This window comes from Streptomyces sp. NPDC001750 (assembly GCF_042892615.1).
In the GTDB taxonomy this organism is placed as follows: Bacteria; Actinomycetota; Actinomycetes; order Streptomycetales; family Streptomycetaceae; genus Streptomyces.
On record NZ_JBIAUE010000020.1, the window covers coordinates 85,502 to 110,080 of the forward strand.

22 protein-coding genes and 2 pseudogenes are annotated in these 24,579 nt (G+C 68.5%); 17 read left to right on the forward strand and 7 right to left on the reverse strand.

What is annotated here, in order from left to right:
• Positions 1–65: 65 nt before the first annotated feature.
• Together ACFYY6_RS27260 and ACFYY6_RS27265 are read right to left on the reverse strand one after the other, a co-directional pair.
• Positions 66–6,251 carry an RHS repeat-associated core domain-containing protein gene (locus tag ACFYY6_RS27260; RefSeq protein ID WP_389195735.1) on the reverse strand — a complete coding sequence of 2,062 codons (6,186 nt, stop codon included), beginning with the start codon at positions 6,249–6,251 and terminating at the stop codon, positions 66–68.
• 306 nt (positions 6,252–6,557) lie between these two features.
• A complete protein-coding gene (locus ACFYY6_RS27265; protein WP_389195738.1) occupies positions 6,558–7,187 on the reverse strand; it encodes a hypothetical protein in 630 nt (209 codons plus the stop codon).
• Between the two features lie 703 nt (positions 7,188–7,890).
• On the opposite strand from ACFYY6_RS27265, the gene ACFYY6_RS27270 reads away from it, so the two are divergent.
• From ACFYY6_RS27270 to ACFYY6_RS27290, 5 genes are all read left to right on the forward strand, one after another.
• Positions 7,891–8,019, forward strand: coding sequence for a hypothetical protein (locus ACFYY6_RS27270; RefSeq protein WP_266501892.1), 129 nt, complete (start codon positions 7,891–7,893; stop codon positions 8,017–8,019).
• Between the two features lie 211 nt (positions 8,020–8,230).
• Positions 8,231–9,073 carry a helix-turn-helix domain-containing protein gene (locus ACFYY6_RS27275; RefSeq protein WP_389195741.1) on the forward strand — a complete coding sequence of 281 codons (843 nt, stop codon included), beginning with the start codon at positions 8,231–8,233 and terminating at the stop codon, positions 9,071–9,073.
• A gap of 31 nt (positions 9,074–9,104) precedes the next feature.
• Positions 9,105–9,620 (forward strand): hypothetical protein, encoded by a 516-nt coding sequence (locus ACFYY6_RS27280; RefSeq protein ID WP_389195744.1) that lies wholly within the window; start codon positions 9,105–9,107, stop codon positions 9,618–9,620.
• 298 nt (positions 9,621–9,918) lie between these two features.
• Positions 9,919–10,155 (forward strand): hypothetical protein, encoded by a 237-nt coding sequence (locus ACFYY6_RS27285; RefSeq protein ID WP_389195748.1) that lies wholly within the window; start codon positions 9,919–9,921, stop codon positions 10,153–10,155.
• A gap of 307 nt (positions 10,156–10,462) precedes the next feature.
• The gene (locus ACFYY6_RS27290) at positions 10,463–11,080 is read left to right on the forward strand and encodes a DUF6461 domain-containing protein (protein WP_389195751.1); all 618 of its coding nucleotides are present in this window, start codon (positions 10,463–10,465) and stop codon (positions 11,078–11,080) included.
• A gap of 179 nt (positions 11,081–11,259) precedes the next feature.
• Here ACFYY6_RS27290 and ACFYY6_RS27295 read toward each other — a convergent pair.
• Positions 11,260–11,399, reverse strand: a pseudogene (locus ACFYY6_RS27295) (IS701 family transposase); the annotation flags it as partial.
• Between the two features lie 529 nt (positions 11,400–11,928).
• Between ACFYY6_RS27295 and ACFYY6_RS27300 the strand changes: the two are divergent.
• The 4 genes and pseudogenes from ACFYY6_RS27300 to ACFYY6_RS27315 all read left to right on the forward strand — a co-directional run bounded on the left by ACFYY6_RS27300 (position 11,929) and on the right by ACFYY6_RS27315 (position 15,540).
• Entirely contained in the window at positions 11,929–12,081 is a 153-nt protein-coding gene (locus ACFYY6_RS27300) for a hypothetical protein (protein ID WP_389195754.1), read from the forward strand.
• A gap of 19 nt (positions 12,082–12,100) precedes the next feature.
• The gene (locus ACFYY6_RS27305; protein ID WP_389195756.1) at positions 12,101–12,613 is read left to right on the forward strand and encodes a hypothetical protein; all 513 of its coding nucleotides are present in this window, start codon (positions 12,101–12,103) and stop codon (positions 12,611–12,613) included.
• A gap of 133 nt (positions 12,614–12,746) precedes the next feature.
• Positions 12,747–12,866: pseudogene (locus ACFYY6_RS27310) on the forward strand (hypothetical protein); the annotation flags it as partial.
• A gap of 1,393 nt (positions 12,867–14,259) precedes the next feature.
• Positions 14,260–15,540 carry a NucA/NucB deoxyribonuclease domain-containing protein gene (locus ACFYY6_RS27315; protein WP_389195759.1) on the forward strand — a complete coding sequence of 427 codons (1,281 nt, stop codon included), beginning with the start codon at positions 14,260–14,262 and terminating at the stop codon, positions 15,538–15,540.
• A 57-nt stretch (positions 15,541–15,597) separates the two neighbouring features.
• Here ACFYY6_RS27315 and ACFYY6_RS27320 read toward each other — a convergent pair whose 3' ends face one another.
• Positions 15,598–16,065 carry a hypothetical protein gene (locus ACFYY6_RS27320; RefSeq protein WP_351518069.1) on the reverse strand — a complete coding sequence of 156 codons (468 nt, stop codon included), beginning with the start codon at positions 16,063–16,065 and terminating at the stop codon, positions 15,598–15,600.
• A gap of 224 nt (positions 16,066–16,289) precedes the next feature.
• Between ACFYY6_RS27320 and ACFYY6_RS27325 the strand changes: the two genes are divergently transcribed.
• The 4 genes from ACFYY6_RS27325 to ACFYY6_RS27340 all read left to right on the forward strand — a co-directional run bounded on the left by ACFYY6_RS27325 (position 16,290) and on the right by ACFYY6_RS27340 (position 18,436).
• Complete coding sequence (locus ACFYY6_RS27325) at positions 16,290–16,613, forward strand: hypothetical protein (RefSeq protein WP_389195762.1); 324 nt, start codon at positions 16,290–16,292, stop codon at positions 16,611–16,613.
• A gap of 189 nt (positions 16,614–16,802) precedes the next feature.
• Complete coding sequence (locus ACFYY6_RS27330; RefSeq protein WP_389195765.1) at positions 16,803–17,495, forward strand: hypothetical protein; 693 nt, start codon at positions 16,803–16,805, stop codon at positions 17,493–17,495.
• Between the two features lie 17 nt (positions 17,496–17,512).
• Positions 17,513–17,944: a hypothetical protein gene (locus ACFYY6_RS27335; protein WP_389195768.1), complete on the forward strand. Its 432-nt coding sequence runs from the start codon at positions 17,513–17,515 to the stop codon at positions 17,942–17,944.
• Between the two features lie 345 nt (positions 17,945–18,289).
• Positions 18,290–18,436, forward strand: a complete 147-nt coding sequence (locus tag ACFYY6_RS27340; protein WP_351518064.1) for a hypothetical protein — start codon at positions 18,290–18,292, stop codon at positions 18,434–18,436.
• A gap of 175 nt (positions 18,437–18,611) precedes the next feature.
• Here ACFYY6_RS27340 and ACFYY6_RS27345 read toward each other — a convergent pair whose 3' ends face one another.
• The gene (locus tag ACFYY6_RS27345) at positions 18,612–18,869 is read right to left on the reverse strand and encodes a hypothetical protein (protein ID WP_389195771.1); all 258 of its coding nucleotides are present in this window, start codon (positions 18,867–18,869) and stop codon (positions 18,612–18,614) included.
• Between the two features lie 139 nt (positions 18,870–19,008).
• Here ACFYY6_RS27345 and ACFYY6_RS27350 point away from each other — a divergent pair, with 139 nt between their 5' ends.
• The 4 genes from ACFYY6_RS27350 to ACFYY6_RS27365 all read left to right on the forward strand — a co-directional run bounded on the left by ACFYY6_RS27350 (position 19,009) and on the right by ACFYY6_RS27365 (position 22,205).
• Positions 19,009–19,296, forward strand: a complete 288-nt coding sequence (locus ACFYY6_RS27350; protein WP_389195773.1) for a hypothetical protein — start codon at positions 19,009–19,011, stop codon at positions 19,294–19,296.
• Positions 19,297–19,568: 272 nt separating this feature from the next.
• Positions 19,569–19,967: a hypothetical protein gene (locus tag ACFYY6_RS27355; RefSeq protein WP_389195776.1), complete on the forward strand. Its 399-nt coding sequence runs from the start codon at positions 19,569–19,571 to the stop codon at positions 19,965–19,967.
• 133 nt (positions 19,968–20,100) lie between these two features.
• Positions 20,101–20,655 (forward strand): hypothetical protein, encoded by a 555-nt coding sequence (locus ACFYY6_RS27360; RefSeq protein ID WP_389195779.1) that lies wholly within the window; start codon positions 20,101–20,103, stop codon positions 20,653–20,655.
• Between the two features lie 272 nt (positions 20,656–20,927).
• The gene (locus ACFYY6_RS27365) at positions 20,928–22,205 is read left to right on the forward strand and encodes a hypothetical protein (protein ID WP_389195782.1); all 1,278 of its coding nucleotides are present in this window, start codon (positions 20,928–20,930) and stop codon (positions 22,203–22,205) included.
• 93 nt (positions 22,206–22,298) lie between these two features.
• On the opposite strand, the gene ACFYY6_RS27370 is transcribed toward ACFYY6_RS27365, so the two are convergent.
• Both ACFYY6_RS27370 and ACFYY6_RS27375 read right to left on the reverse strand, forming a co-directional pair.
• Positions 22,299–23,852 (reverse strand): hypothetical protein, encoded by a 1,554-nt coding sequence (locus ACFYY6_RS27370; RefSeq protein WP_389195785.1) that lies wholly within the window; start codon positions 23,850–23,852, stop codon positions 22,299–22,301.
• 148 nt (positions 23,853–24,000) lie between these two features.
• Positions 24,001–24,528 carry a hypothetical protein gene (locus ACFYY6_RS27375; protein WP_389195946.1) on the reverse strand — a complete coding sequence of 176 codons (528 nt, stop codon included), beginning with the start codon at positions 24,526–24,528 and terminating at the stop codon, positions 24,001–24,003.
• Positions 24,529–24,579 lie beyond the last annotated feature (51 nt).

Here is a 24,579-nt window from a genome sequence, read left to right on the forward strand (position 1 = left end):
GGGGCTGGTCGTTCAGGTTGTGCGACCAGCCCCGGGGAGCGTTTTTCGGATTCTTCAGGTACGCGTCACCAGCGCCATGACCGGGATCTCCTGTGGTTGTAGAAGCGCTTGGCGTGGCGACCGCCGCGTGGGGCCCATCGAACTGCTGCCCGGCCGGCACCATAGCGGGCGCCTGCGCTGAGTCCCCAGCCAAGTGAAGCTATTCCTCCGCCGTACAGGGCTGCGCGGCCCACGGATCCCCAGGACGCTCTCCGGTTGCCCAACTTCTTGGCAGCTCCAGCGGCCAGCATTCCAGCGGCTGCGGCGCAGGCGGTGCCAGCGATTCCCATGGATATCAGGCCGCAGCCGATTCCAGCGGCTCCTGCGGCCAGGCCCACTCGGTGCCGTTTGACCCATCGGCCGACGCCACTGCGCTTGAACCGCTTCCACTTCTTCTTGAACCAGCCCCACTTACCGTCGAGGTCGTAGCGGTTGAGCGGGTCGGCGCGGACGTAGTCGTAGGCGTTGGCGTTGCCGCCGTAGACCGGGTCCATGGAAAGGAAACGGCCGGTGGTGGGGTTGTAGAGGCGCACGCCCATGAGGGTGAGGCCGGTGAGGGTTTCGGCAGAGCGCTGCTTGGCGCCGAGCCAGTTGTAGCGGGTGGCTGCCTGGCCGGGACGGGTGTTGCCGTACTCGTCCGAGTCCAGCGCGATGGGGGCCTTACTGGTGTCCAACGGGAGCTGGAGGGCGACGTCGCCGTGGATGGTGGTGAGCTGGAGGACGGTGTCGCCGGTTTTGGTGGTGGTGGCGGCGAGGTCTCCGGAGGCGGATTCGATGTTTCGGGTCAGGGTGCCGGTGGCGGTGTCCTCGGTGATCCAGCGGGGGTTGTCGCTGTCGCTGTCGTAGTGGTTGAGCTTGGAGCTGGTCTGGGTCCAGGTGGTGCCGCTGCCGGTTTCGGTTTTCCAGGAGCGGAAGCGGAGGTTGGCGTCGAGTTGCCAGGTCTGGCGCTTGCCGTCCGCGGTCTGCTGGTGGGCGAGGTCGTTGGTGTAGTAGCCGATGGTGCTGCCGGGCAGGGCGGTGGTGCGGCCGAAGGCGTCGTAGGTGTAGCCGGTGTCAACGAGCCGGTCGGCGCTGTCGTAGGCGTGGTTGGTGGTAGTGCCTCCGGTAGTGGCGCAGTCGAGGCCGGGTGCGGCTGTCGTCGTGGTGAGCGATTTGCGGTTGGTGCGTGTGTCGAAGGCGTACGCCCGGCGGGTGCATACCGTCTCGGATGTGTCTTCGACGGTGGTGAGCCGCCCGACGTTGTCGTAGCGGTAGGTCTGGTCCGCCCAGCCCGCGTGGTTGGTGACCTGGCTGTGGATCGACTCGGTCACTGTGTCGGAGTAGACGATCGCACCGTCGCTGTCGCGGGTGTAGGTGCGGTCGGCAGCCGATCCGGTGGTGTCCTCGGTCTGCTTGAGCGTGTAGCCGCCCGGCAGCTTTTCGCTGCTGACGGAGCCGTCGGCGTCGTAGGCGGCGGAGAAGGAGCCTGCGATGGAGTCGGTGGTCTTGGTGGCCAGGCCCCGCGGCTCGACGGCGTGATCGTAGGTGTAGGTGACGGTCGAGGGGACGCTGTCGGTGACCTTGACCTGCCGGTTGAGCAGGTCGTACTCGGTGGTCGTCACGCCGTTGTCGGCGTCCGTGTAGGAGATCTGCCGGCCGAGTTTGTCGAACGCCTTGGTGATGGTGCCGCCGGTTGGGGAAGTCACCTTGACTTCACGGCCCGTAGCGGGGTCGTACTCGGTGGTCGACTCGGGGACTGCCTGCCCGAGGCCGCCCGTGATGGCGGTCTTGGTCTGGCGGCCGGCGTTGTCGTAGGTGGTCGTGGTGGTCCGGGTGGTGCCGTTCGCGGTGTCGGTGACCTTGGTGGTGTTGCCCCACCAGTCGTATTCGGTGGTGCTGGTCGGCAGCTGTGACGGGTTGGTGCCGCCGCCGGTGATGGCACCGGCCGGTCCCGTGGAGCAGACCTGGTCGGCCCATTCGGGGCGGCCCTGGCAGGTGCCGGTGCCGGGGGCGGACCAGTAGGTGGTCACCCGGGTCGCGGCGTCGGTGCCGGTGGCGCCGGGCAGGAGTTGCTTGGTGACGCGGCCCTGGGCGTCGTACTCGGTGGTCTCGGTGATCTTGAGGCCGCCCGGGTCCTTGATCGTCTGGGTGGGCAGGCCCTTGGCCCAGTCGTAGACGGTCTGCACGACTCGGGTGTCGCCGGGGACGGTCGGGTGCTCACGCACCTGAGCGCCCGTGGTGACCTTGGTGACCTGGTCCTTGACCTTGGCCGTACCGTCCGTCGGACGACCCGCGTCGTACTCGTTGACCGTCCAGGAACGGGCGGTGACCGAGGTGCCAGCCGTGACCAAAGTCGTGGTCCCTGACTTCAGGTCGGCGGCCAGGTCGATGCGGTGCAGCGGACCAAATTCCTCCAGCTCCCGTGTGCCGGTCTCGTTGTAGACAGAGGTGGTGGCCAGCAGGTTCGCCCGCTCCGTGCTGGGGAGCTGCGCGATGCCGAGGTCGGCCTGGGTGGCTTTGTCGTCGGCGGCGGTGCCGAGGGCGACGGCGCGGTTGGCGGCGGACAGCTCGCGTACCGTGTTGCCGAAGCGGTCGTACTCGGTGGTGGTGACGTGCCCGCCGGGGGTGACGCTGTTGACCGAACGTCCAGATACACCCAGGTACGTGAGCGTGGCGCGGGCGTAGGAGCTTGCGGTCAGGCCGCTTCCGGCGTTCGAGGGCGGGACGGCGTCGGCGGGGAAGATGGCGGTCGCGTCGGTCGGGGCGTCCGTCTGGCCCCATGCCTTTACGTCTGCGACGCCCATCTTGTACGGGGCCGTGGTGCCGGTCAGCGGCACGTCGTAGACCACCGAGGTGGTGGCGGTGCCTTCCTCGACATCCTTGGTGCCCTGTTTCAGGCCCGCGCGGGATGCCTTGAGGAGCATGCCGTCACCGGCGGTGGCGGCGTTGCCTGCCTTGCCGTAGGTGAAGGTCCAGGGCAGTTCGCCGGGAGGTGTCAGGCTGGTGATGCGGCCGGCCGCGTCGTAGCGGTACTCGGTCTTCAGCGCCGGGGAGATGAGCGGGTTCCACGCCTCGCGGAGTCGGCCCGTGTTGTCGTAGCGGTAGGCCTGGATGGTCTTGTACGAGGCGGCGGTGGCGCCGGGTTCGGTCGACCACATGCGGATCGAGCTGACCTGGTCGGTGTAGTCGCCGAACGTGTCGGCGGTGGCGGTGGTGGTGGTCGCGTAGACGTACTCCAGGGCCCGGCACCCGGCGGTGGCCGGGGTCGCCGTACAGGTGGCGGCGGAGGCTGCGGAGGTCGGTGCGATGACCCGCTTGGGGCGGGCGAGCTTCTTGCTGTCCACGGTCACCGTCTCGGAGACGACGGTGGTGGTGCTGTTGGTGAGGCCGTCCAGCAGCACGCTGGAGACCTGCCAGGTGGTGGCCCCGGTGGGCTTGGTGAACTGGGTGACCGTGCCCTCGGTGTCGGTGAGCGTGAACGAACCGGTCACGCTGCCGGTGAGGGTCAGGTCCTCGGCACCGGTCTCCGGGATCCAGCCCGTCTTGCCGCTGTTGGCGGTGAAGTGTGTCTCGTCGCCTTCGGAGTCCACGATCGCCACGGCGGTGTCCGTGATCCGGCGGACGTGGGAGTAGTCCGACTCCGCTTCCTCGGCCGCTGTGCCCGGGACCCATTCCTTGCCGAAGATCGGGGCCTGGCCCTCCTGCTTGGCGCCCTTGTCCGGGGCGCGGGAGGAGGCCGTGCGGGACACCGACAGCCCGAAGGCGGATGCGTCGTCGGCGGACAGGGTGTAGTCACCGGTGAGGAGGTTCACCGACCCCGGACCGACCTCGCTGGACGCCGCTCCGGAGGCGTTACGGTCGACGACGACGGACAGCGGCTCCGTGGCACCGGTGCCGCCGGGTCCGGTGAAGTCGGCCTTGATCTGGACCGTTCCGTCGGGGTCGACGGTGTCGGTGGCGTTCCAGACCAGCGGCGCGTTCTTGCCACCCGTCATCGGCACCGGCCACGCGGTCAGCGCGGTACCACCCGAAGTCACCTGGCCCGCGGGGATCTGTACCCAGGGGTCGGCCTCGGAGCGGCGCCAGGAGAAGGACACCTTGTCGTACTTCGATCCGTCGGCCTCGGCGACCAGCGGCAGGCGGCGCGCGGTGCGCTCGCCTTCGCTCGGCTGGACGAAGCCTCCGGGACCGGCGTGGAAGGTGTACTCGATCGCCTCGGACTTGTTGTCGGCCTTGTCGACAGCCCGCACCTGCAACATGTGGGTGCCGTCCTTCGGCGGGGCGACGCTGATGGCCTTGTCGGCAGTGGCACCACCAGTCGCGACCTTGGTCCAGGTCACCCCGTCCAGCGACCACTCAAGCCAGTTGTGGTCCGTGCCCGGCGGGGTGACGGTGAACGTGCCTGCCTGGCTGGCGCCCTTGACCCACTTGTCCGACGGATAGTCCGTGGACGTGATCTTGGTCGGGGCGGACGGGGCCTTGGTGTCGACGGTGAACGTCTTCCATGCCGACCAGCCCGTGTTGTAGTGCGTGCCGTCGTACGGTGACGTGCGGAATTTGTACGTCTTGCCGTCGGTCAGTTTCCCGGCGGGGACGGTGACCGAGGCCACCTGCCCGGAGGGCACGAACTTCGAAACGAGAACATCGCCGACCTGGGTGTTGGTGGCGTTGTCGAAGATCTGGAAGGTGCCGTTGACCTTGTCGCCGTTGGGGTCGATGAAGGTGTCGCGCAGGGTCGGCGTGAGCGTGTTGACCATGTAGGCGCCGCCGTAGGAGAAGTACGGCGGGCCCGCCTCCTGCTTGGTGCCGGTACGCGGCCGGTAGTTGTAGTTGACGACCAGCTTCGGCGGGTTGGAGGCCGCGTTCGCGGAGTTGACCCGCTTCCACTGAGCGACAACGGACTCGCTGGCGGCGCGGATGCCCATGTGACCGCGGGTGGCCTTGGCCGAGGCCCACTCCTGCGTGAGCGTCGTCACGTCGGCGTTGATCCATCCGGCGGGCTGAGAGGCACAGCCGGTGTTGCCACGCGTCTCGGTGGAAGTGGCCCTCAGCGCCGTCATCGCGGGACGGTTCGTCCACCGGCTGGCCGTGGACGCCGCTGCGGTCGCATGGACCTCCCACGGGAAGAGCTTGCAGTCCGGTGCGTTGGCCGAGTGGAAGTTCCACAGGCTCAGCTTCGCGCTGAGGACCAGCGCGTCCTGGATGGGAGTGGTGTTCCAGGAGATGAAGGACTCCGCGGTACGCGGAGTGCCGTTGGCGTTCTTCGTTCCGGGGTTGCCCCAGTCCAGTTCCTTGTCGGTGGACAAGTCGACGGTCTCGCCCTGCTGCACATACGTGTCGAAGACGTTGCCCAGTGATGAGGTGGACGGATCGATGGTGACCGGGTAGGCGGTGTCCGGGGCGGCGAGGAAGTCGGCGTCCGGGGTGATGACCAGGTCGACGCCGCCCTTGGTCTTGACGACCTTCAGACCGACCCTGGCACGGTTCGTGTGCTCCCCGGAGCGCTTGTCGATGGTGGCGTCCCACATGACCGGGGCAGGCATCACAGCGCTCTTCTTGGACTTCTTGTCCGTGAAGAGAATGCTGCCGTCCGCCTGTTGCCGGACCTTCAGGCCCTTGGTCAGCAGCGGCAGCGTGTAGGAGAAGCCGGCCTCGGGTCTGGTGTTGACCTCGACGAACTGCTCGAAACCGGTACGTGTGGCCTCCACGACCACATCCGCCCCCGGAACGGCGTTCTCGTACGTGGCGCGGGTGCCGTCCAGCTTCGGAGCCGGCAGACCGCCACGCCACTGCAGAGTGATCGCCTCATCGCCACTGCCCAGGGTGACCAGGTCCGTGGCAGGGGCGGACTGGGCGGCGCGCAGCGAAGCGGCCCGGGTACCGGACTTGCCCGCGAGCCTCAGCCCACGCGGGTGAGCCTTGGACACGACCGAGCCATCCGCCTCGGCGGCCAGCTCGACATCCACATCACGCCAGTTGCCCGAGGCCCGATCCTGGAACCGGACCGGGCCAGCGGACAGCTCCGTCGTGAGCGACCCGTCCTTGTTCACCCAGGTCGTCGACGTCTCCGTCCGCTCCGACAGCGCCTCGACCCGCTGGCCCGACAACCGCGCCGCCACACGCGCCGAAGCAATGTCCGCCGCCTGCGTGACCGTTGGCTTCTCCGGTGCGGCAACAGATTGAGACGGGGCTGCAGCCGCAGGACTCACACCGTCAAGAAGGGTGACGGACAAGGCAACGGCAAGACTGCCTGCTATGTAACGCAGGCTCCTCCCCGACCAGATCCGACCACGCGCCTCCGGCGCACGTATATGACTCTTCATCATCCCTCAGCTTCTTGAGTGCATTTACACCACAGATGTGATGTGCCTGTGAAGTTACTGAGGATGGATTGATTAAAAATCCTGACATGCAGGCACAAAATTGCGGAGCCTCAAAGGATCTTGATCATTTCGTAATGAAAAGGTGAACAGTTACCCGGATAAGTCTAAATCATGCGCGCATCGTCAAATCATTCGAGAATGGCTCATTTATTACCCTCAAGCAGTAGACACGCGTCTATGGATCGGGCTCGAATCGCAGGCCCGGACTTCACGGGCCAGACCGATCAACACCGGCGACACCTCAACGCCGAGGGCATTCAGCTCCAGGTCCCGCAGATGCGCCACTGCAGGCTGAGCAGCCGCTCCACCACCGCGACGGCCGGCCAACGCAAGACCCACCTCGGCCAAGGTCGAACGCAGCCGGTCAGTCCGCTGAGCGTGACGGCAGGTCAGTCCCGGGATCTGCTCAACGAAGGTCTGCCGTCCACAGGAGGTGTCCGCGCAGATGAACCTGCGGACCTGCAGGCGCAGCACCACACGTCTTCCCGCGCTGTCGGCGTACACGTGAACGTGCATGGCCGTGTACGGAACGCGCTTGTAGCCGGTCCGGCTCTCGTCCGCGGCCGGGATCTGTGCGATTGCCTCCACGAGGGACAGGTCGCTGCCGCTGGCAGGGGCGCCCGGGGCAGCAGAGGCTCCATCGGCCGGGGCGCCGGGAGCACTGGCCGCGGCGGCGGGGGCTGACGGCTTCGAATCGGTCTCGCTCTTCGCCGAGCTTGGGTTGCAGGCGGCAAGCGAAGCCGCGAGGAAGATGGCGGCGATGGGTGCGAGGCGGCGTGCTTTCACGGCGGTGCTCCGAAGTCGAGGGCTGATACAGCCTCATGACTTCAGAGAGCAACAACGGAGGCTGACGCATCGTCATATAGGCGTTTGCAGTGGCTTCGCCGGGGCGAGGACTGCGACGCCGCTGGGCATCGGTACCCGGTTCGCCGGTCGCGGGTACGGCCGTTCACCCGTTCGAGCTATGCGGTTGGTGCCAAGTTCCGTGGAAACCGTCCGGGCGCGGCCGGGGGGAGTGGGGGTGGCGCGACATTGCGCGGGGGCACTCCGCTCCAGTGGATTCGAGCTCTTCGCTACCGTTGTCCGTTTCATCCGACTGATTTTGGTCGGCTTTTAGGCCTTACTGGTCAGTTACGTGACTGTTTGACCGTGGTGGGCGGGGTGGGTGCACGCACCCATTGACCACTACATTGCGGCACCAACCATGAGCCGAGGTAGTAGGTTGCGTTTTCCCCGACTCTCCGTCGGGGCAGACAAAGACCCCGGCCGCAGGTTGGTAGCCGGGGCGCCGGGGTCTCTTGTCGCTGTCTCAACGTTCAGCCGAACCCTGAAAGGACGCCCCTCCATGGCCAACCGACGCCGAACCCGTCTTCCCGCTCACGCGCTTGCAGGGGAAACGAGCCGCGAACCTATCATTTCTGCCCCGCGCATGGTTGAAACCTCGTGCGAGGTTGTCACCTCTGTCACCATGCGCGGAAGCATGCCCGTCGTGGCGATTTCTCTGCCGCTGCTCGTGATCCCGGGCATTCTCACGCCCGAGGTACTGCCCGCCCTGATGCTTCTCCTGACAGCCGCTCACGGATCTTCCCTGGTCCGCCAGTGGGTGCGTCGACGCTGACCTGAAACAAGGCTCGGCCGCGGCTGCTCCTTTCGCCACGGCCGAAGTCCAGGCCACGCAGAGCCCGACGACAGAACCGGTCCAGATACCCGTTCAAACACCCACGAAAGAGTTCGCAGTGCCCACCAGTTCGCACAAACCGCCCCCCATTCCCAGGCAGCCGGCCGCCGACACCGAGCGCGCCGCCCGCTGCAGTACCGCGGTACGTGGCATGGCCGTAGACGCCGTCCGGATCGCCGAGACACTCGCCGCACGCGCCTCCGACCCCAACGCGCCCACCACCGACCTCCTTGAATGCACAGTCCAGCTCACCCACCTCATGGAGGACACGACCGCCGCGCTCGTCGTGCGCCAGCGGTCTCGGGGCGAACCGCTCACCGACCTCGAGCCCGTGCTGAAGGTCAGCGCGGACCGGTTACGCAGGAAGTACCCGCCGCGATCCGTCGACCGCGATCTCGCCACCCGTAAACGCCCCGCACTGGCATTCGGCTCACAGCGCGCCGCCAAACGGGCCATGCCCAAGAAGGCCTCGCTGCGAGACCCCCACCAGCGCCTGGCCTGTGCGCTCACCCTCATGTGGAAACGGTCCGGAATTCCGCAGCAGGAGCTGGCCAAGCACATGAACATCCACCGCTCCTACCTCTCGCGCATCCTTTCCGGCGAGCGGTCCGCCACCCTCTTGTACGTGGAGCTGATCGCCGGGCAGTGCGGCGACGTCACCGAGACCGAGTTCGCCACACTGCTCTGGAAGATCGCCGCCGACGAGCCCGTCAGCACCGCCGACCCAGTGCACACCCTGCGCACCTACTTCCAGGCCCTGAACTACGCCGCAGGCTCCCCCCGCGAGGACCGGATCCTCAGCTCTACCCAGCGCAGCATCACCATCGAGGAACTCCGGCGGGCCTTCCACGGCCCCGGGGTGCCGGAATGGGGTGTGTACCACCGGCTCGCGACCGCCCTGCTGAGCAGGCCCGAGATCGCCCTGCCCCTGTGGCGCAACGCCACGTCCGCCCATGGGCCTGGCAGCAGCCTCCCCGCAGAGGCCTTCGGCTGACCGGGAACGGCAGAACCAGGAAACGCTGACCATGAAGCCCTCGCTCGCCGTCCTCACAAACGCCTACTACGCGTTCTACGACCTCCACCGACGCGCCTACCATGCCTACGCCGCCGCCCACCTTCCTTCGGAGGAGGCCCAGATAGCCACATCGAAGCTCTTCGAGACCGTGGCCAGCACCTGGACCTCCGTGGTTGCCGAACGGCGCCCCTCGGCCTGGGCATGGCAGCGCTTTACCCAGACCGTCGCACGCCGCAGCGGCCGCACCTCCACCGCCGTCGAGGACACCCACCTCCTGCACCACAAACTGCTGCTGAGCATCGATCAGATCGCCACCGTCACCGGAGACGAGCCCGCAACCGTCTGCGCCCGCCTGGCAGCTGCCCGGCGGGAACAGACCCTGGACCGGACCTTTCCGGCCCCGGTTTCGGTCCCTGCTGCGCCCGTTTCGGTCCCTGTTCCGGCCCGTGAGTTCGCCCCGGTGGCCGTGCGGGACCCCCTGGAGGACGCGATCGACGCTGCCCGTCAGGGCCTCGCCGGGGAATAGCCGCCACACTGGTGCGGCGCACACTGGAGGTATGGGTAAGCGCGACCAGGACGTCGCCGGACCGGTGCTGCCGCCGCTGAGCGCGGCACGGGCCGTGAGGTGACGGCTGGGCTGTGGGAAGCGCTGGAGGACGTCCGGCGTGCCGTGGGAGTTCTCGCGTCCCGGGTCCTGGCCGCACGCCGCCCGGGGTCCCTCCCGCTCACGGCCCGGTTCGAGGGCCCTGACTATGCTGATCAACGCGCGGGGTGTGCGCGGCGGTTGCGCCACTCCGGTTGCTCTGGGAAGAAGGGGTGGGGGCGTGGCCAAGCCTGTGCGTGCGGCTCTCGGGGGCGTGTGGATCAAGTGCCGCTTCTGCCAAGGCGATCTGTTTCGGGACCGTGAGGTGAAACTCAACAGCACCGGCATGGAGTTCCTGAACTTCGGCTGGGCGAACGAGTCGGCGACCGGGCTGATCTGTTGGGACTGCGGCTACGTACAGCTGTTCGTGAACAGAGATCTCGAACTGTACAAAGTGAAGAAAGGCGGGGTGATGTAGGTCCCCCTGCAGGTGGTCGTGGATTGGTTCCCTGCGCCTACCGACGGGTGGCCACGCCCCGGGTTTCTTCAGCACCGGCCTGATCCGCTCTCACGGGTGACACCGCATCACTGGTGCCTGTGCTGTAGAAGACGACGGCCTGCGCACCCACGTTCGGCTTGGAGTTCACCCCCTGACCCCAAAAGCATCGTCTGCACCGGGCCGGACAACTGCCCGGCCCGGTGCAGACGCCCAGCTAGGAGACACCACAGTGCAAAGCGATCACACCGATCCCCGGTCGTCGACGTCCTGGGCTGACCACGAAATCATGTGGTGCCTGACGTTCACCAACGGCCTGGCCCCGTCAGGGCTGCTCACCCGGTACGGCGCCCGGCCCGAGGAGGCACGACTGCTGGACCCGCAGGAAGCCTACCGACTCGGCCAGCGAATCGGCCACGAAGGACTCGCGGCAACGGTCCTGCGCGTCGGAGCGATCGGCAACTGGTCGTTCTGCCTTGAGGAGTGGGGCTGGCTCGGCTCCATGACCACTCTGCTGACCCGGCTCTCCCAGGGCACCGAAACACTCAGCCTTCAGCAGGACGCCCGCGGCCGTCAGGCGTTCCAGTTCTGGCGTGACGGGCATCTGGCAGAACGATTCGAGCCGGGCATGCCCAGCACCCGGCCCGAACCACCTCGCCCGTGGTGGGACGCTGTCGAACTCCGGCGAAGCGAAGCCGCAGAGGAATTCCCCGGCTGGCCCCCCGTGCTGCGGGCTGTGTCCGAGCACACAGGGGCGACACTCAGCAACGAGACGGTCAACAGCCCACTGCTGACCGTGCTACTACAGGAAAACAGTCAGGGATACGGCCCGCCACAACCCGAGCCCGTGAGGTCTCTCGGCTACGGAATATGCCTCACCCAGACCGACCCGCCACCGACCACATGAAATTGCCGGTCCGACCGCATGCGGAGTCCCATCATTTCTCGAACTCGGCGTCGCGCAGTAGGGCACATTGCCTGCGTCTTGGGCCAACTTCATGAGTGTGGTCGCGATGTCAGCCCGTACGGTGTCAGTGGGTTCCGGCCGCGGTGCGACGTCCGGGATCACTGAACCAGGAGATGTTCGGGGAGGTAAAGCCGTCGGTCGATCAGAGTCCTTCCCCGGCTGGGGGCGCAGGCGAGGAACACACGGCTGACCTGCGGTTCTCAATGCACCCCGCGATGCCGGTTGCCGCCCGGACGTGTCGATCGCGCCAGCCGTCATCGGGCGGAAGACCGCCGGCTACTCCTCCAGGGTGTGCGGGGGAACATGACGAAGCCCTTCCCACGGTGGAGGGAAGGGCTTCGTGTGCGAGCGCTGGGCAGGCCTTGCACCTGCATTTCCCCGCAGGAAGCGGGGCGTCTTTCCTTGGACCACCAACGCAACGTCAGCTGCCGTAAGTTGTGGCGAACCGTCAAGATCAACTGTACCGCATACCGGCCGAGCCCAGCCGACAAACGGACGGCATGCGGCGGGCGGCGAACGGTGGCTGTGATTCCGGCCTGGCGACGCCAACGGCGACTGCGGCAACCTCCGCGGCGGTGGCTGAGGGCAACGAGGTTGGCCCTGCGGGGCGTGCGAAGTGACCGTAGGGCCAACCAGAGCGCCGTCCTGTCAGGGCACTCACGCCCGACGGTACGGACAACAGCAGACCAACACCCGGCCGGCTACTCCAGTCGGGCCTGCGGCGGAACCGCCTTGGGCGGGCACGCACATGTGATGCGAGTAGCGGAGGGCCCGACCACTCTGTGTTCGTGATCCTGGCGCTCGCGACTTGGCGCAGCTGTCCGGACGGCGGGTCAAACGAGAAGCACAACAGCACGGCCGGGGGATCCAAGTACCTGCTCAAGGCGTACAAGGACAATAGGATCCTGAACGGTGACGCCTTCTGGGTCGCCATCTCCTGACACCGAGGAGGAACCCGGTATGCCGGAAGGACGCGGGGTCGCCCGTGTGTGGGTGTATGCCCGTCAGTTCTACGTCGTCGACCCCGAACTGGGCACCGATCAGGCACCGGACATCTCCGATGCGGGCAACGGGCTGGTCGCTGTGGCGGAGGACGGGGCCGGCATCCTGACGGGGCTGACCGTCGGTCCGGTTGAGGTCACCGTCACCACACACCAGTCCGAGCCGCCGCTTGAGGGGGACTGGGACGAGGTGGTGGAGACGTCCTTCACCTCCAGTACCGGCTCGGCCCTGGTCACCTCGTGGGAGGACGGCGAGGTGGAGGATCTGCCGGACCTCGCCTCCGCCGGCCCGGGAAGCTACCGCATGCGTGTCCACGCCCGCGGCCGCGATGCCGGGCGGGCCGAGGACAGCCTCGGCCCGGACGACGACCCGGTCGAGGCGTACCTGCTTCAGGCATGGCCTGCCCCGATGGCTGACGAGCAAGTCATCCGCCAGACCGACCAGGTCGGCACCCAATGGCGCCAGCTCTAGGAACGCAAGAACAGCCGGGCCGCCGCCGCACAAGCGGCGGCCTGAGCCCCGTCGAAGAGAAACTGCACGCGGCCAACCCCGACCCGCTTACCATGCGGCCGAAATCGGCGGTCTGGGTTCTCGGCCCGGTTGTATCGACTCCTTCGGCCAGTGGGGCGTGGCGCTGGGCAAGGTACTGGCCAAGCGCGTCGAGCCTGTGCTCACCGAGGGCGCCGTCGTACCGGGGCTGGATGCCTCCACGCGGTCCCTGGTGGGGTGCGCAGAGAACGACCCCGCGTGGTCGGGTTGCTGTCGCGCCTCGTCGTCCCTGCCCTGCCCCGCCCGCACGGCCAGGAGCACGAACAGCGGCTACAAGCGTGAGGCGAGGGTCTCGCAGTACCCGAGGGCCGTTGCCGCCCCCCCTGAGATCGCCTTCGGCTGCGGAGCGCCGGGCCAGGTCCATGACCGCCAGCATGCTCTGCAGCGGGCTGTCCGCGCTGGCGGCGGCAGCCTCTTCGACCTGGGCGAGCAGTACGCGGTCGGCCTGGTCCAGGACGTCGGACCACACGCCGCCGTACTTCTTCGGGTCGATGCCGGCCAGGGGTGTCAGCCACAGGTCGGCGTGCGACTGGAGCTGTGCTTCGGGCGGGCGGTAGTCGAGCATGGTGCCGCACGGCATCGTGCCGGTGTCCGGGTGGTCCGCGGCACCGGGCCACCCGCCCAGGTCCGCGGTGTGCATGGGGCACAGGTAGGCGAGCCAGGCCGCGCCGGGCCCGGACTCCTGTGCCGGGCCCTCGCGGAGCACGGCGGCCTTGGCGGGGCACTCCACCACCACGCGGAGTTCCTTGATGTCGCGGTGACCGGAGAGCTCTTGGGCGATCGACCGCACTTCAGACCTCGATGTACGCGACGACGACCACGGTGCGCAAAGCCGTCACCCAGTACAGCAGGCGTACGCGCTCGACCTCGTCGGTGTACTGGCGACCCCGAGGGCAAGGACGTCCGCCACGCCTCCGTCAGTCAGCTCTCCCTCACCTACCGGGTGAACCGGCCCCTGCGCTCAGGCCCTCCCTTTGGAGTGCGGGAGACGGAGCAGCGCGCCCGGCTGCAGCTCGGAACTGTTGCGGCGTAGGAAGCGCGTCCGAGCGCTGCCTTGCGCGAAACGACGTTGCAGAGCGAAGTGGATACGGAAGGCGTCTCCTGGGCCTGGCGGCCTTCGACCAACTCTTCCGGCGCCGAACGTCAGGCAAAACCTCGTACTGACCAGCCACCGCCATGCTCGGCCAGCTGCTGATGGACAGATCGCGGCGGAACCCGTAGGCAGCCCGCGGCGCGCACGGCGGGCCCGTCGGGAGCGGTTCGGTCAGGAGCCGGCGGCCGCCGACCTGGTGATGGTCTCGGACAAGGTTCCGAGGTGATCAAGACAGCAACGGCGCGCCCTTCTTGTTTTCGGTCGTTTGTTCGGAAGGGTGGGATGTGACCAGTGCCAGGTGTGAGGCCTGGCATGACGCATGTTCGGGGGTTGTTTGATGTACAGAGCGTGGTGGCGGTTCGGCACACGGCTGCTGACGGCCGCAACAGCACTGGCTGTAGTGTCAGCGGCAACTCCTGCGGTGGCGGGCACAGGCGGTCCGGGGGATCTGAGGGTGGAGTCGTACGTCCTGCCGGTGGGCGTGGCCAAGCCGTCGCTGGAGGACCTGCAGGGCGGCTCCGGGATGCGGCGCCTGCGGGATCTGGTGGCGCAAGCGGAGCCCGGGGCGCGTCTGCCGTTGGAAACGGTCGGCCCGGCGGCCACGTACGCACCGCTGTCGCACAGACCGTCTGGTACGGCTCCCGCGCAGAGCGCTTCTGCGGCACAGCCGGCGGTGGGACCTTCGGCGGCCGCTCCGGAACCGGCCCGGACGATGACGTTTGAGGAGTGCAAGAAGGGGCTGGGCAGCGACAAGTCGTTCTTCGTCAAGTCGCGGTTCGCGGTGTGCAATGGGGCGTCGTTCCTGCAGACATGGATGCGGAACAACAAGCCGGTTGGCGAGAGCATGTTCAACGTCCGCGCCGTGGGCACGATCGCCAAGAACAGTCGCGTCATCAACTTCCAGTACTACTTCACCGACTTCCTGACCACCGGTACGACCGGTGCATCAGCCATGCCGATCACGACCAAGGGCAACATTCCGCAGAGCTGGCCTGCCGGCGCGAAGTACATCCGCGGCGGCAAGATGCCAGGCACGAAGACATTCGCCCAGTTGAAGGCGCAGCGGACCTTCAACGAGACGGTGACCGCCAAGCCCGGGCAGGGCAGCAAGAAGAACCTGGACCTGCTCTTCGCGGTCTACGAGCCGGCCATCAGCTACACGCCTCCGCCAGGGTGGACACTGCAAGGGGCGCTGGGCGGCAAGCTGTTCATGCTCGCCCCCCGCTGGGAGTCGGCGTCGTACCTGGCCAATTCGACCGGTGGCGGCAAGCCGGAGAAGAAGGGCGCGGCTACCTTCAGCTACCTCACCGCGCTCACCCTGAGCGCGAAGAAGGGCGCGGAGGAGCAGGCCGAGGCCGCGCACATCCGTCAGGCGTTTCTCGTCCCACAGGACACCAAGCCGTACATGTCGGCGAAGAAGGTGCCCGGACAGGCCGCGAAGGACCCGCTGCACCGCACGGTGAGCCAGAGCCGCAATGACAAGAACCGCGCTGCGGCTGTCAAGCAGTGCAAGCGGTACTGGGGACCCAACTACACCACTGGCGGCAAGGAGTGCGACGAGTACCCGTTCGCCAGTACCTACGAAGGAGCGGCGGAACCCGAGTACGACCCGGAAGTCCGGAAGTTCAACTTCTCAGCCAAGCCCATTCCGAAAGCCGACAACCAGGCCGGCGGCCTGATCCTGAAGAGCTTCTACGGCAAGAACCGCATCCTCGACGGACTCGACGACGGCTTCATCGTCAAGATCGTTTCCTGACCTGAGATGCGCGTCGGCGGTGCGGACGCCAGACCACCCCGCCGACGCGCGCCTCGTCTACGTGTCCGCTGGCCAGAACTGGATGAGGTAGCGCTCCACCCCGACTCCGGTGCCCTCGCCCTCCGACAGGGCAGCGGCCTCTGCCCGGCCGGCGCAGCTGACCCGGACCCGCCAGGAGCTGCCGGAGTCTGCCAGCGTGATGACATCGTCCATCCGGCCCGTGTGCATGGACCAGATGGCCAGTTGTCCGCTGGTGGACTCGAGACCGGCTTCAGCCTGCTCGTCCCAGCCAGCCGGATCCTGCGGGGGAGGAGGCCCGTCCCATACCTCGACGTTCACCGTTGCGGTGTGGGTGTGGCCGCCGCTGGTGATGTCCAGGCGCCCGGGATGGGCGCTGAGAAATACGCCGAAGTCGAACTCGTCCGGGAAAGCAACCGGTAGGTCCGCGTCGTCGGATTCTTGCAACCCGAACGCGTGGTACCCCACATACGCTTCCACATGTTGTTGCCGGACGATCTGCGCCACGAACGTTCCCTTCGGTGGTACTGCCGGTCTTCTCCGAGATGGTAAGCCGCGCCTCTGCACCGCCTCTCATTCGCGCAATGATCGTGGGAACCACTGGCCGCCGACGGTGAAGGCAGCGGCTGAACACCGGCGCCCCCGCCTCGCCAGCCGGTATTGCGCGCACCGACAGCACCGCCCCGGCGGCCGCCGACCCGGCCCCGCAGCCGACCACGCCCGTCACACCGGTGGAGCGCCGCACCCCGCCGGACGGCTACCGCCGCGCGATCGAGGCGCACCGCCAGGCCACCCGCCTCTCCCGGACGGACCCGGCCATCGCGGAAGCGGTGGAGCGGCAGACCGCCGCGATGCGGGAACTATCCCGCCGGGCCTTCCCCGAGCCCGACACCATCCCCGACGATGCGCCGGCCCCGATCGATCAGGCCCGTGCACAGCGTCGCCGCCAGGCCGCCGCGACGGAGGCCGCCGCCCTGCGCCGTGCCCGCGCCGAACGCGCCGCCCAGTCCGCCGGCGTACTGACCCGCCACCGAAGGCCGGACGAGGCGGCGTGATCGACCAGACACTTCTGTGGTGTAGCGAAGTTGACCGCTGCGGTCGGCAAGGTGTCCGCCCGGGTATCGCTTTGGACGTCAACTCGCCCCAGGCGAGAGAATCCAGAGGGATGGATCGGTTCGTTCCCCGGGGTGACATCGACCAGCAGAAGCAGTACGCGGCACGCCGCGTACGGTGGTGTGCCGTCTGTGGAATTCACGCAGCACTCGGCATACCGCGTCCCGACCAAGCGCCCCTTGCTCTTGAAGGAGCTACGTTCCCGGCTGCCGAGCGCGGACGACCGCGTCCGGGCCTTCCTCGGATACGGCGACCCAACCGAGTACGACGCGATCGCGGACGCGCTGTACCGGGTGTTCATCACGGCCCGCAACCTCGCGCCGGCACGCCACTCGACCAACTGCTCGATCCACCCGTACGGCCCGGTCGATCCCCAGTCCCCCCAAGGGTGGGGGCAGTGCCTGTTCTGCAACAGCAACCGCAGGATCGGTGATCCCCGCGCCCGGCAGGAAGTGCAGAACACCCCGCTCCAGTACGAGGTACCACCCCCGCCCTACACCCACGAAGCACTGCTCGCGCGCATGCGCCAGATCAACGAGGTCGTCTTCGAACTCAACTTCCGGTCGCCTGAAGAAGACTTCGCTCTCACGGCGGACCTCGTGCACGGGGCGTTCATCATCGCCCGTGAACTGTCCCGGCCACGTTCCTCCTCCCGGTGCCCGCGGCATCCCGGCGCCCCTCTCGACCCCGATGCCCCGGGAGGCCCGCGCTGCCTGTTCTGCACCATCGCCGAAAGACGCGGAGGTGCCCCTCCGCCTCCGCAGATCCGCGATCGACCACGGCGTTCCTTCCCCCGGCGCCAGCCACCCGGATCCCCCAGCTGACAGACAAGGCGAACACCATGCCCTCCCCGTACGACCACCTGACCACAGCAGAAGAGCTCCTTCACAAAGCCCGACGACTCCTTGAAGAAGGCCGCACCCGCACCGCCACCGGGCACGCCCAGCTCGCATCCGCCTTCCTCGAGGCCGCCAGCGCCAGGGAACGGATCATCCCCGAGCCCGCTCCCGTACCCACCGCCCGCCTGGGCCCACTGCCGGAATGGTGCGGCAACTGCGACGGCCCCGACCTCTCCCTGAGATGGATCCAGGTCACACTGCCCGACGAAGAACCCGTCCGCATGGCCAAATGCCCCGCCTGCAACCCGGCAGCGCCCCAGTACAGCGCCTCACTCAGCGACAATGGCACGGCGACCGACGGCAGCCCCGATTCCGAGGCGCACCCTTCCCCCTCAGAAGGGGCACCGGCAGACACCGGCGCGCGGCCTGGGTGACCAGCGGGCCCAGAACGACCGACCCCACCCACACCGACGGCACTGTCGATGACAGCATCCATGCCGCCCTTGCCTACAAGCGCCGGGGTACGCCCGTACCGTCGGCCGCGTCCCTGCTTTCCCAGGCGCCATGAACACCACCACGAGGTCATCGTCGCGTGCTCTGTACCGTGCGGATCCCTTCTTCACCGGCCTGTACATCGAAGCCTCCCGCGGCACCGGCCGCGTCATCATTCCGTCGCTGTCGGTCCTCGCTGCGGAGCAGCAGGTCATGGGCGCGGGCAGGCACGGGGCGTCCCTGCGGCGGAGAACGTCCCGTTCACCACCCGGCACGCGGTGGACGCGATGGACTGGAGGAACGTGGACTGGCCGGTGGCGCACGCGGCTGCGATCGCCTGGCACGCGGTGAAGGCAGGGGAGCCGCTCACCGTCCTGTCGCTTGAGCCCGAGCTGTACGCCGGTACCGGTATCACTCCGTTGAACCCCACCTGAACCGGCTCTCGGAAGGGGAGCTGTTTCCCGCGGGGGCAGAGAGGCCTGCGGCACCGGCGCCCAACCAGCTGACGCGGCCTGACCCGACGCTGCCCATTCTCAGCGCGACCGGCGACTGCTCGGTGGCGCCCGCTGGCGGCGAGGCCAGCTCTGCCCCGGGGCGGCGGTTGCCCTGTCAGCTCTCCGCCCGCGGCCCTGCACCGTGGCCGTAGGTCCGAGAGTCGGGATCCGGTGCTGCGGGGCGGTGGCCGAGCACTCCGCGGGCGCGCATGTCGGCGAGCGAGTCGAGGTCGGGGCGGTACAGGGTGCCCCCGTCCAGATCCGCGTCGGCCGCCTGGACCCGGGGACGAACGGGACCGGGAACGTCGGCGTTCGCCTCGGCGGGGGAGCGGTGTTCGGCGGGGCCGGGGCCCAGCTGGCGGCGGGTCGTCATGTTCCCCGATCGTACGGACCACCGCCGATGAGGCCGTCGCCACGTTCTGCAACCACCGCATATACCTGTCCTCAGGGACCGGCGGACCGGAATCCGGAAGACCGGCCACGGCCCCAACCCTCGCCCCTACCGTGAGGGCATGACACGCGATCACCTCACCGCGCCTGCTGCGGCGCTGACCGCGCGGGCCGAGTACCACACCGACTGGCACGTCTATGTCGACGACCCCGTCGACGGCCCGCTCGGCTACTGCACCGGCACCGGACCCGACGAGGATTTCGACCCCGCCACGGCCACCCGGGCGCTGGAGCGGGGCGGGTGGCGGGTCACCGGCCCCTGGACGACGACCTCGCCGACGGCCGAGGTGCCGTTCACCGCGACGGTTGAACGGGCCGGGGAGCGGAGCGGGGTGACAGCGGAGACATAGCTGCGCCCCCGGCCAGAGCGCACTGGTTTGGGGGCGCAGAGGGCTGGGGTGAAACGCCGATCACCAGTGGTGGATCAGGTCCAGCCGGCGGACACCGTACCGTCGGCGCTACACCTTCAGCCTGCCTGGCGCATTTCACCGGAGGAGCCCACCGGACCATGGTCGGCCCCGCATCACCGGCACGCGAGCGGGACATACTCGACCCAGACGTTCAACTGGCAAGGGGGATCAGTACGTTGTCGTGGAGAGATGCCGTCCAACCGGCCTTGAGGATGCTCCTCCAGCCGGAGAACCGGCTCGACCCGCACCTGGAGATACTGCGCCTGGGTGCAGAGCATGAGGACATCGAGGCCCGGGACATCGTGGTGACCCTGGCCCTGGGCGGCGCGCTGGTGACCGGCACCCTGGTCTCCACCGACACCTGGGAACGCCTGCACCTTCGCCAGCTCGGCGACCACGACGACACCCTGCGCCGGGTCGCGCGCCACGCGATCGGGCACCTGGACGAGGCCGCGGAGAACGGCCGGCGCCGCCGAGAGGTCGACCCCCGCTTCCTTCACCTGCAGGACGTGACCCACCGCTCCGGCCGGACCACCCACACCCTGCCGACCTGGCGCGGCCCGATCTCGGCAATCAGCGGCTGGACCCTCGGCGAACCCGAAAAGAACTGACCCGCGGCCGGCGGCAGGGTTGCCTTTGAGCCGTGCAGCTGATCAAGCCAACTCGCGCGAATGCAAGCGGGAGTGCGATCACCACTGCGAAGATCAGGGGCTGTTGGATCGTTCACGACGGAAAGGGTGGGGCATGCTGGTTCCCCGCGTGTACCAGGCCGAGCCGTTCGCGGAGCTGCTCTCGCACCAGATGAACATGACTCCGGAGCTGGAAGCCGGGCAGCTGAGCGTGGAACGGATTGCCGACCTGGCGCTGCTGGCCCTGGCTCACGCACCCGCCTACGCGGGAACGGCCCGGCTCGTCTCGCTGATGGCGAGCCTGCCTGTGCCCAGCGATGAACCACACGACTTCTGGTTCGAGTTGTGGCGGGCGGCGGACGACCCGGTCCTGTTGCCGGGAAACCTGCGGCACCAGCTGCTGCGCGCCGTGGACGGCGACGGCACCGCCCTGGCCGACCAGCTCCTGAGCGCAGTGGCGGAGATGAGCAGCGAGCAGCGCTCCGCGGTCGCCAGAGTGATCGGCAAAGAAATCGGTACGGAACACCTGAGCGGCTACGACGCCGGCTACGTCGGCGAGCTGTGGCTACGCGAGGTGGAAAGCGCGGCCTGGCAGGTCCTGCACGCCGGCCGCAGCCGGACAGCCTGGGACGACCAGCAGAAGTTCCTCCGGGCATGGAAGGACGCCTGAGTCCCGGAACGGCGGGAGAGGGAGAGGTGTGAGCGCGCATCGGCCTTCGCCTGATGAGCCGTGGCCGGGAACAGGGCTGGGACACCGGGCCAGCTGACCGGCTGCGTCCCCCGACGACTGCCGGCACGTGCAACCCGAGCACTCGCACCCAGCAGACCTCTCACAGGGAACTCTCCCTCGGCACTCCGCTGATCTGACCACATACGACCGCCGACTCGGCTTGGATGGTCCTTCGGTATTGAGTCACTGGGTGAAGTCAGGGGGCCAGGTTCGTGGTGTTCAAACGCTCCGGGAGCACGACGCGGCTGTTGTGGAACGCGGCGGCGACCAGACCGTCCCAATTCCTGGGAGCGCAGCGGCGCCAAGACTGGGTGCTGTACCGGTGGGACACGGAGTTCGGGATCGTCGTGCTCGCCCACGGGGTTGACGGTGAGACGGGGATGACTTTCCCGAGCCTCGCCCTGCTGCGCGAACTGGCCCAGAACGCTGTGGCCCTGGCCGTGGTCGAACCCGACTACGGCCCTCCTGACGGACCGAGCCTGGAGGCGATCGACGCCGCCGGCCCGGACAAGCACTACGGCACCACCTGGCACCGCCTGGAGCGGGTGCTCGGCATGCCCGCCCCCTACTGGCATTCGAATCTGCGCGACCCCGAGCTGATGATGGCCTGGAAGCCCGGCGCGCCCACCTTGCACATGCCGGCCGTCGTCACTCCGGACCCGGCGCCGCTGCTGCGCCTGGCCGCGGAAGAACCCGACGGCTCCCACGCGGCCGCAGCCGCGCTCGAGACCGCACGGCGCGCACTGTGGGACTGTGCGGACTCCGCACACAAGGAGATCACCGAGTACGTCGATGCCAGCGACGGCATCGCGTCCATCGCGGTGGCCGCCCGCCCCGTCATGCCGCACCCGCCGCAACCGGTCGCCGAGGAGATCCTGCGTGATGGCTGGAGGAGCATCCTGCACCGCACCGACGTCCTCGCCACCGAATGCGCCCGCCTGGGACACGTCCTGGGCGCCACCCGGTACTTCCCCGGCTCCTGCAAGATCACCGTGGACCCGTCCTCCTGCGTCCAGGCCAGGCGGTGGGCGTCCCGATTGCAGGCCAGCCCTCGGATCGCGCTCGCCACGTACCTCGGCGACGACCAGGAAAGGGACATCCTCATCGACCCGGTGACCGACATGCCCGCCGCGCGGACCGGCGACGTAATCGAGACCGTCGCCCCGCAGCGGCTGCCGGCGCACTCACCGCTTGCCGATCTGACCATCGGCCGCGGCCACAACTCGGTATGGGTGACCACCCAGGACGGGACGGTGTTCCCCGCACCGCAGATCGGCGGCGGCTACACCTACGGGTACGCAGGCGGCGGCCCGATCGCGCTGGCCAGGCTCATCGGCCTGCTCCTGGACGACATCACCCATACGGCCCCCGGCTACGACGGACAACTACCGTCGGCCGGCCTGCGGCACGCCGTCGAACAGGGTTGGAAGGGCCGCACCCCTCCTTTCACCCTGACCCGGGCAGAACTCGAAGCACTGCGCGACGGGTGATCCACGAGAACTGACACCCCACCTCCACACCGGAGCCGATGGGCGGGCCAGAAAATGACTGCGTCGCGGGCTCACTCGGACGGCTGCTGTGCCTCACGCCCGGAGGGGGCAGGTGAGCGGGAGGATTCGTTCGGTCAGCTGCCCGGTGAGGTGGGTGCCGGTGAGGCCGACGTTGGTGAGCCAGTCCGCTTGCGCCAGCTGGTCGACCAGGTGCTGCAGCTCCTCGGAACCGACCGGCACCCAAGCAGCGAGGGCGGTCAGGTCGATGCCCTGGCCGCCGGGGCCGAGGCGTCCCGAGGCGTTGGTCTGGGTGGCCAGCGTCAGGGCGAGCAGCCGGGTTGCGGCGGTGGCCTTGGTCTTGCGGAGCTTCTTGTCCGAGATGACCTTCTGGGCCCAGCCGGAGAGCTTGGGCCGCATCTTCTTGCCGAACGTGAACGGGCCCGCCTTGTCCTCGCGGGGCACCAGGGAGGGAACACGGACCGGAGTGGGGTTCTCCGGCCGGGAGGCGAGCAGGTCCCCGGCGGTGCCGGGCAGGGTGAGCCAGCCGCAGCCGGTCAGCTCCTCGACCAGGTCCTCCGGGCCGGTCAGGCCCAGCGCAGCGATGTCCTGTCCGACGAGGTTGCCGGTGCCGGTGTGCGCGGTGCGCAGAGTCAGCATCAGCACCAGCAGCCGTGCCTCCGGGCCGGGCAGCGGGCTGTGGTCGGCCACGTATGCGAGGACCGAGCGCGCGTGCTCCCACTGTGGTGCCACGGTCAGCACCCGCGTCACGGCCGGCCCGTCGTTGTCCGTGGTGCCGCCGGTGATGTTGCCGGTGCGCTGCTGGTGCTGGAGGCGGGCAGCGGCAGCGGCCTGCTCGGCACGCCGGGCCTCCAACCGCAGGGCACCGTCGCAGGTGACATCGGCCCAGGTGGAGAACGCCCGTGCCTTGCGCTCCTGGAGGTCGGCGAGCAGCGCCAAGTCGGGTTCGGTGCGCTGCTGGTAGGCGCGGAAGAGGTCGCCGAGTTCGATGAGCTCGTCCCGCAAGGTGACCGGCCGCAGGTCGTGGGGGATGACCCGCTGGGCGATCTTCGCCTGCGGCGGGCGGCACCGCGCAGGTACCGAGCGGGGAGCCGGAACCCCCGCCCCGACGGCGACCGGGCGGTCGGAGAACTGCGGCCCACCTGCGCCCGCGCCGGTGTCCGTGGCGGTGAGGGCCGGGCGGCCGGTGGTTGGCGGGCTGGACGCCTGGGCGGTGGCGGCGATCTTTCCTCCGGGAGTGGCGGCCGCGCACCTCGAGCAGCACTCCATGGCCTGCCACCAGCGCCCTTCCCGATCCGTGATCACGGCCAGAACGACCGGACCGCCGCACCACCAGGGCTCGGTACGCGTATGCCGGCCGGTGTCCGGGAGGTGGGTGTGGCAGCCCTGAAGCTTGCATACGCAGTACGCCTGGGGCCTGGGGGCGGGGGCGGCGCGGAGGTGGGCCTTGAGGTGGGCGATGGCGGCCGCACGGCCGGCGGCCGCGGACGGCAGGCGCTGCTCGGCGCAGGCGGGACGGCTGCATGAGATGCGTACGGCCGCACTGCCCCGGCCGGCGGCGTCCAGACGCACTGTCCAACGGCGCCCCGGCACCCGCTCGTCCAGCTCGCTCACCGCGGCCTGCGTCATCCCGGTCTTCCTCCCGTGCCGTGTCTGCGATGCATGCCGCCGCTCCCCGCCGTGCCGGGCGTGTGTGCGGGCGGCGAGGCCACCGTATGCGGTGCAAGGGTCGAAGGATGGTGAACTCGCCCTGGCGGCACATAGTCGAAGCAGCCTGTCAGGATGTCTGCGCCTCTGCGGGCGTCGGGTCCAGGGAGTCGAGGAGTTCCCCGAAGGTGATCTTCTCGTCGTTGTAGTCGAAGGTCATGGCAGCGGCGAGCGCCTCCCACCGGTCGGTGCTGCGTCCGCAGCGGTACAGCAGGATCTTCAGGGTGACGTCGGGTTCGTGGTTGGCGAGGACCTCGTCGGCGGGGATCTGGCGCAGGTGTTCCAGGGTGCGGTAGCGGGACCTCACGACGGCGCGGTAGACCTCGGAGCGGGAGAGGATCTCACCGGTGGCGGGGGAGTCGAGCCAGGACTGCAGGACGGCCGCAGGATTGGGGTGTTTGCCGAGTTCGTCGTCGTCCACCAGCCGCACCACACCGTCGTCCTCGTCATCGGGCACCGGGACGACGGCCGCCGCGGCCAGGAACCAGTCGGGGCCAGATCTGGGGGTCTCCTCGACGTCCTTCCCGACACCTTCGACAAGATCGCGGAGACCTTGGACCCGGCATCCAAGAAGGACATCGTCAACCGCATCGAGCACGCAGTGACCGTGCGCGAGTGGATGGAACGGATGGCTGACGGACAGCCTGAG

Bases quoted from the DNA above. Each gene is read 5' to 3' on its own strand.
- ACFYY6_RS27275 (WP_389195741.1), top strand. From the start codon at position 8,231: ATGGCCGTAGACGCCGTCCGGATCGCCGAGACACTCGCCGCACGCGCC.
- ACFYY6_RS27280 (WP_389195744.1), top strand. From the start codon at position 9,105: ATGAAGCCCTCGCTCGCCGTCCTCACAAACGCCTACTACGCGTTCTAC.
- ACFYY6_RS27290 (WP_389195751.1), top strand. From the start codon at position 10,463: ATGTGGTGCCTGACGTTCACCAACGGCCTGGCCCCGTCAGGGCTGCTC.
- ACFYY6_RS27305 (WP_389195756.1), top strand. From the start codon at position 12,101: ATGCCGGAAGGACGCGGGGTCGCCCGTGTGTGGGTGTATGCCCGTCAG.
- ACFYY6_RS27335 (WP_389195768.1), top strand. From the start codon at position 17,513: ATGCCCTCCCCGTACGACCACCTGACCACAGCAGAAGAGCTCCTTCAC.
- ACFYY6_RS27340 (WP_351518064.1), top strand. From the start codon at position 18,290: ATGGACTGGAGGAACGTGGACTGGCCGGTGGCGCACGCGGCTGCGATC.
- ACFYY6_RS27345 (WP_389195771.1), bottom strand. From the start codon at position 18,869: ATGACGACCCGCCGCCAGCTGGGCCCCGGCCCCGCCGAACACCGCTCC.
- ACFYY6_RS27350 (WP_389195773.1), top strand. From the start codon at position 19,009: ATGACACGCGATCACCTCACCGCGCCTGCTGCGGCGCTGACCGCGCGG.
- ACFYY6_RS27355 (WP_389195776.1), top strand. From the start codon at position 19,569: ATGCTCCTCCAGCCGGAGAACCGGCTCGACCCGCACCTGGAGATACTG.
- ACFYY6_RS27360 (WP_389195779.1), top strand. From the start codon at position 20,101: ATGCTGGTTCCCCGCGTGTACCAGGCCGAGCCGTTCGCGGAGCTGCTC.
- ACFYY6_RS27370 (WP_389195785.1), bottom strand. From the start codon at position 23,852: ATGACGCAGGCCGCGGTGAGCGAGCTGGACGAGCGGGTGCCGGGGCGC.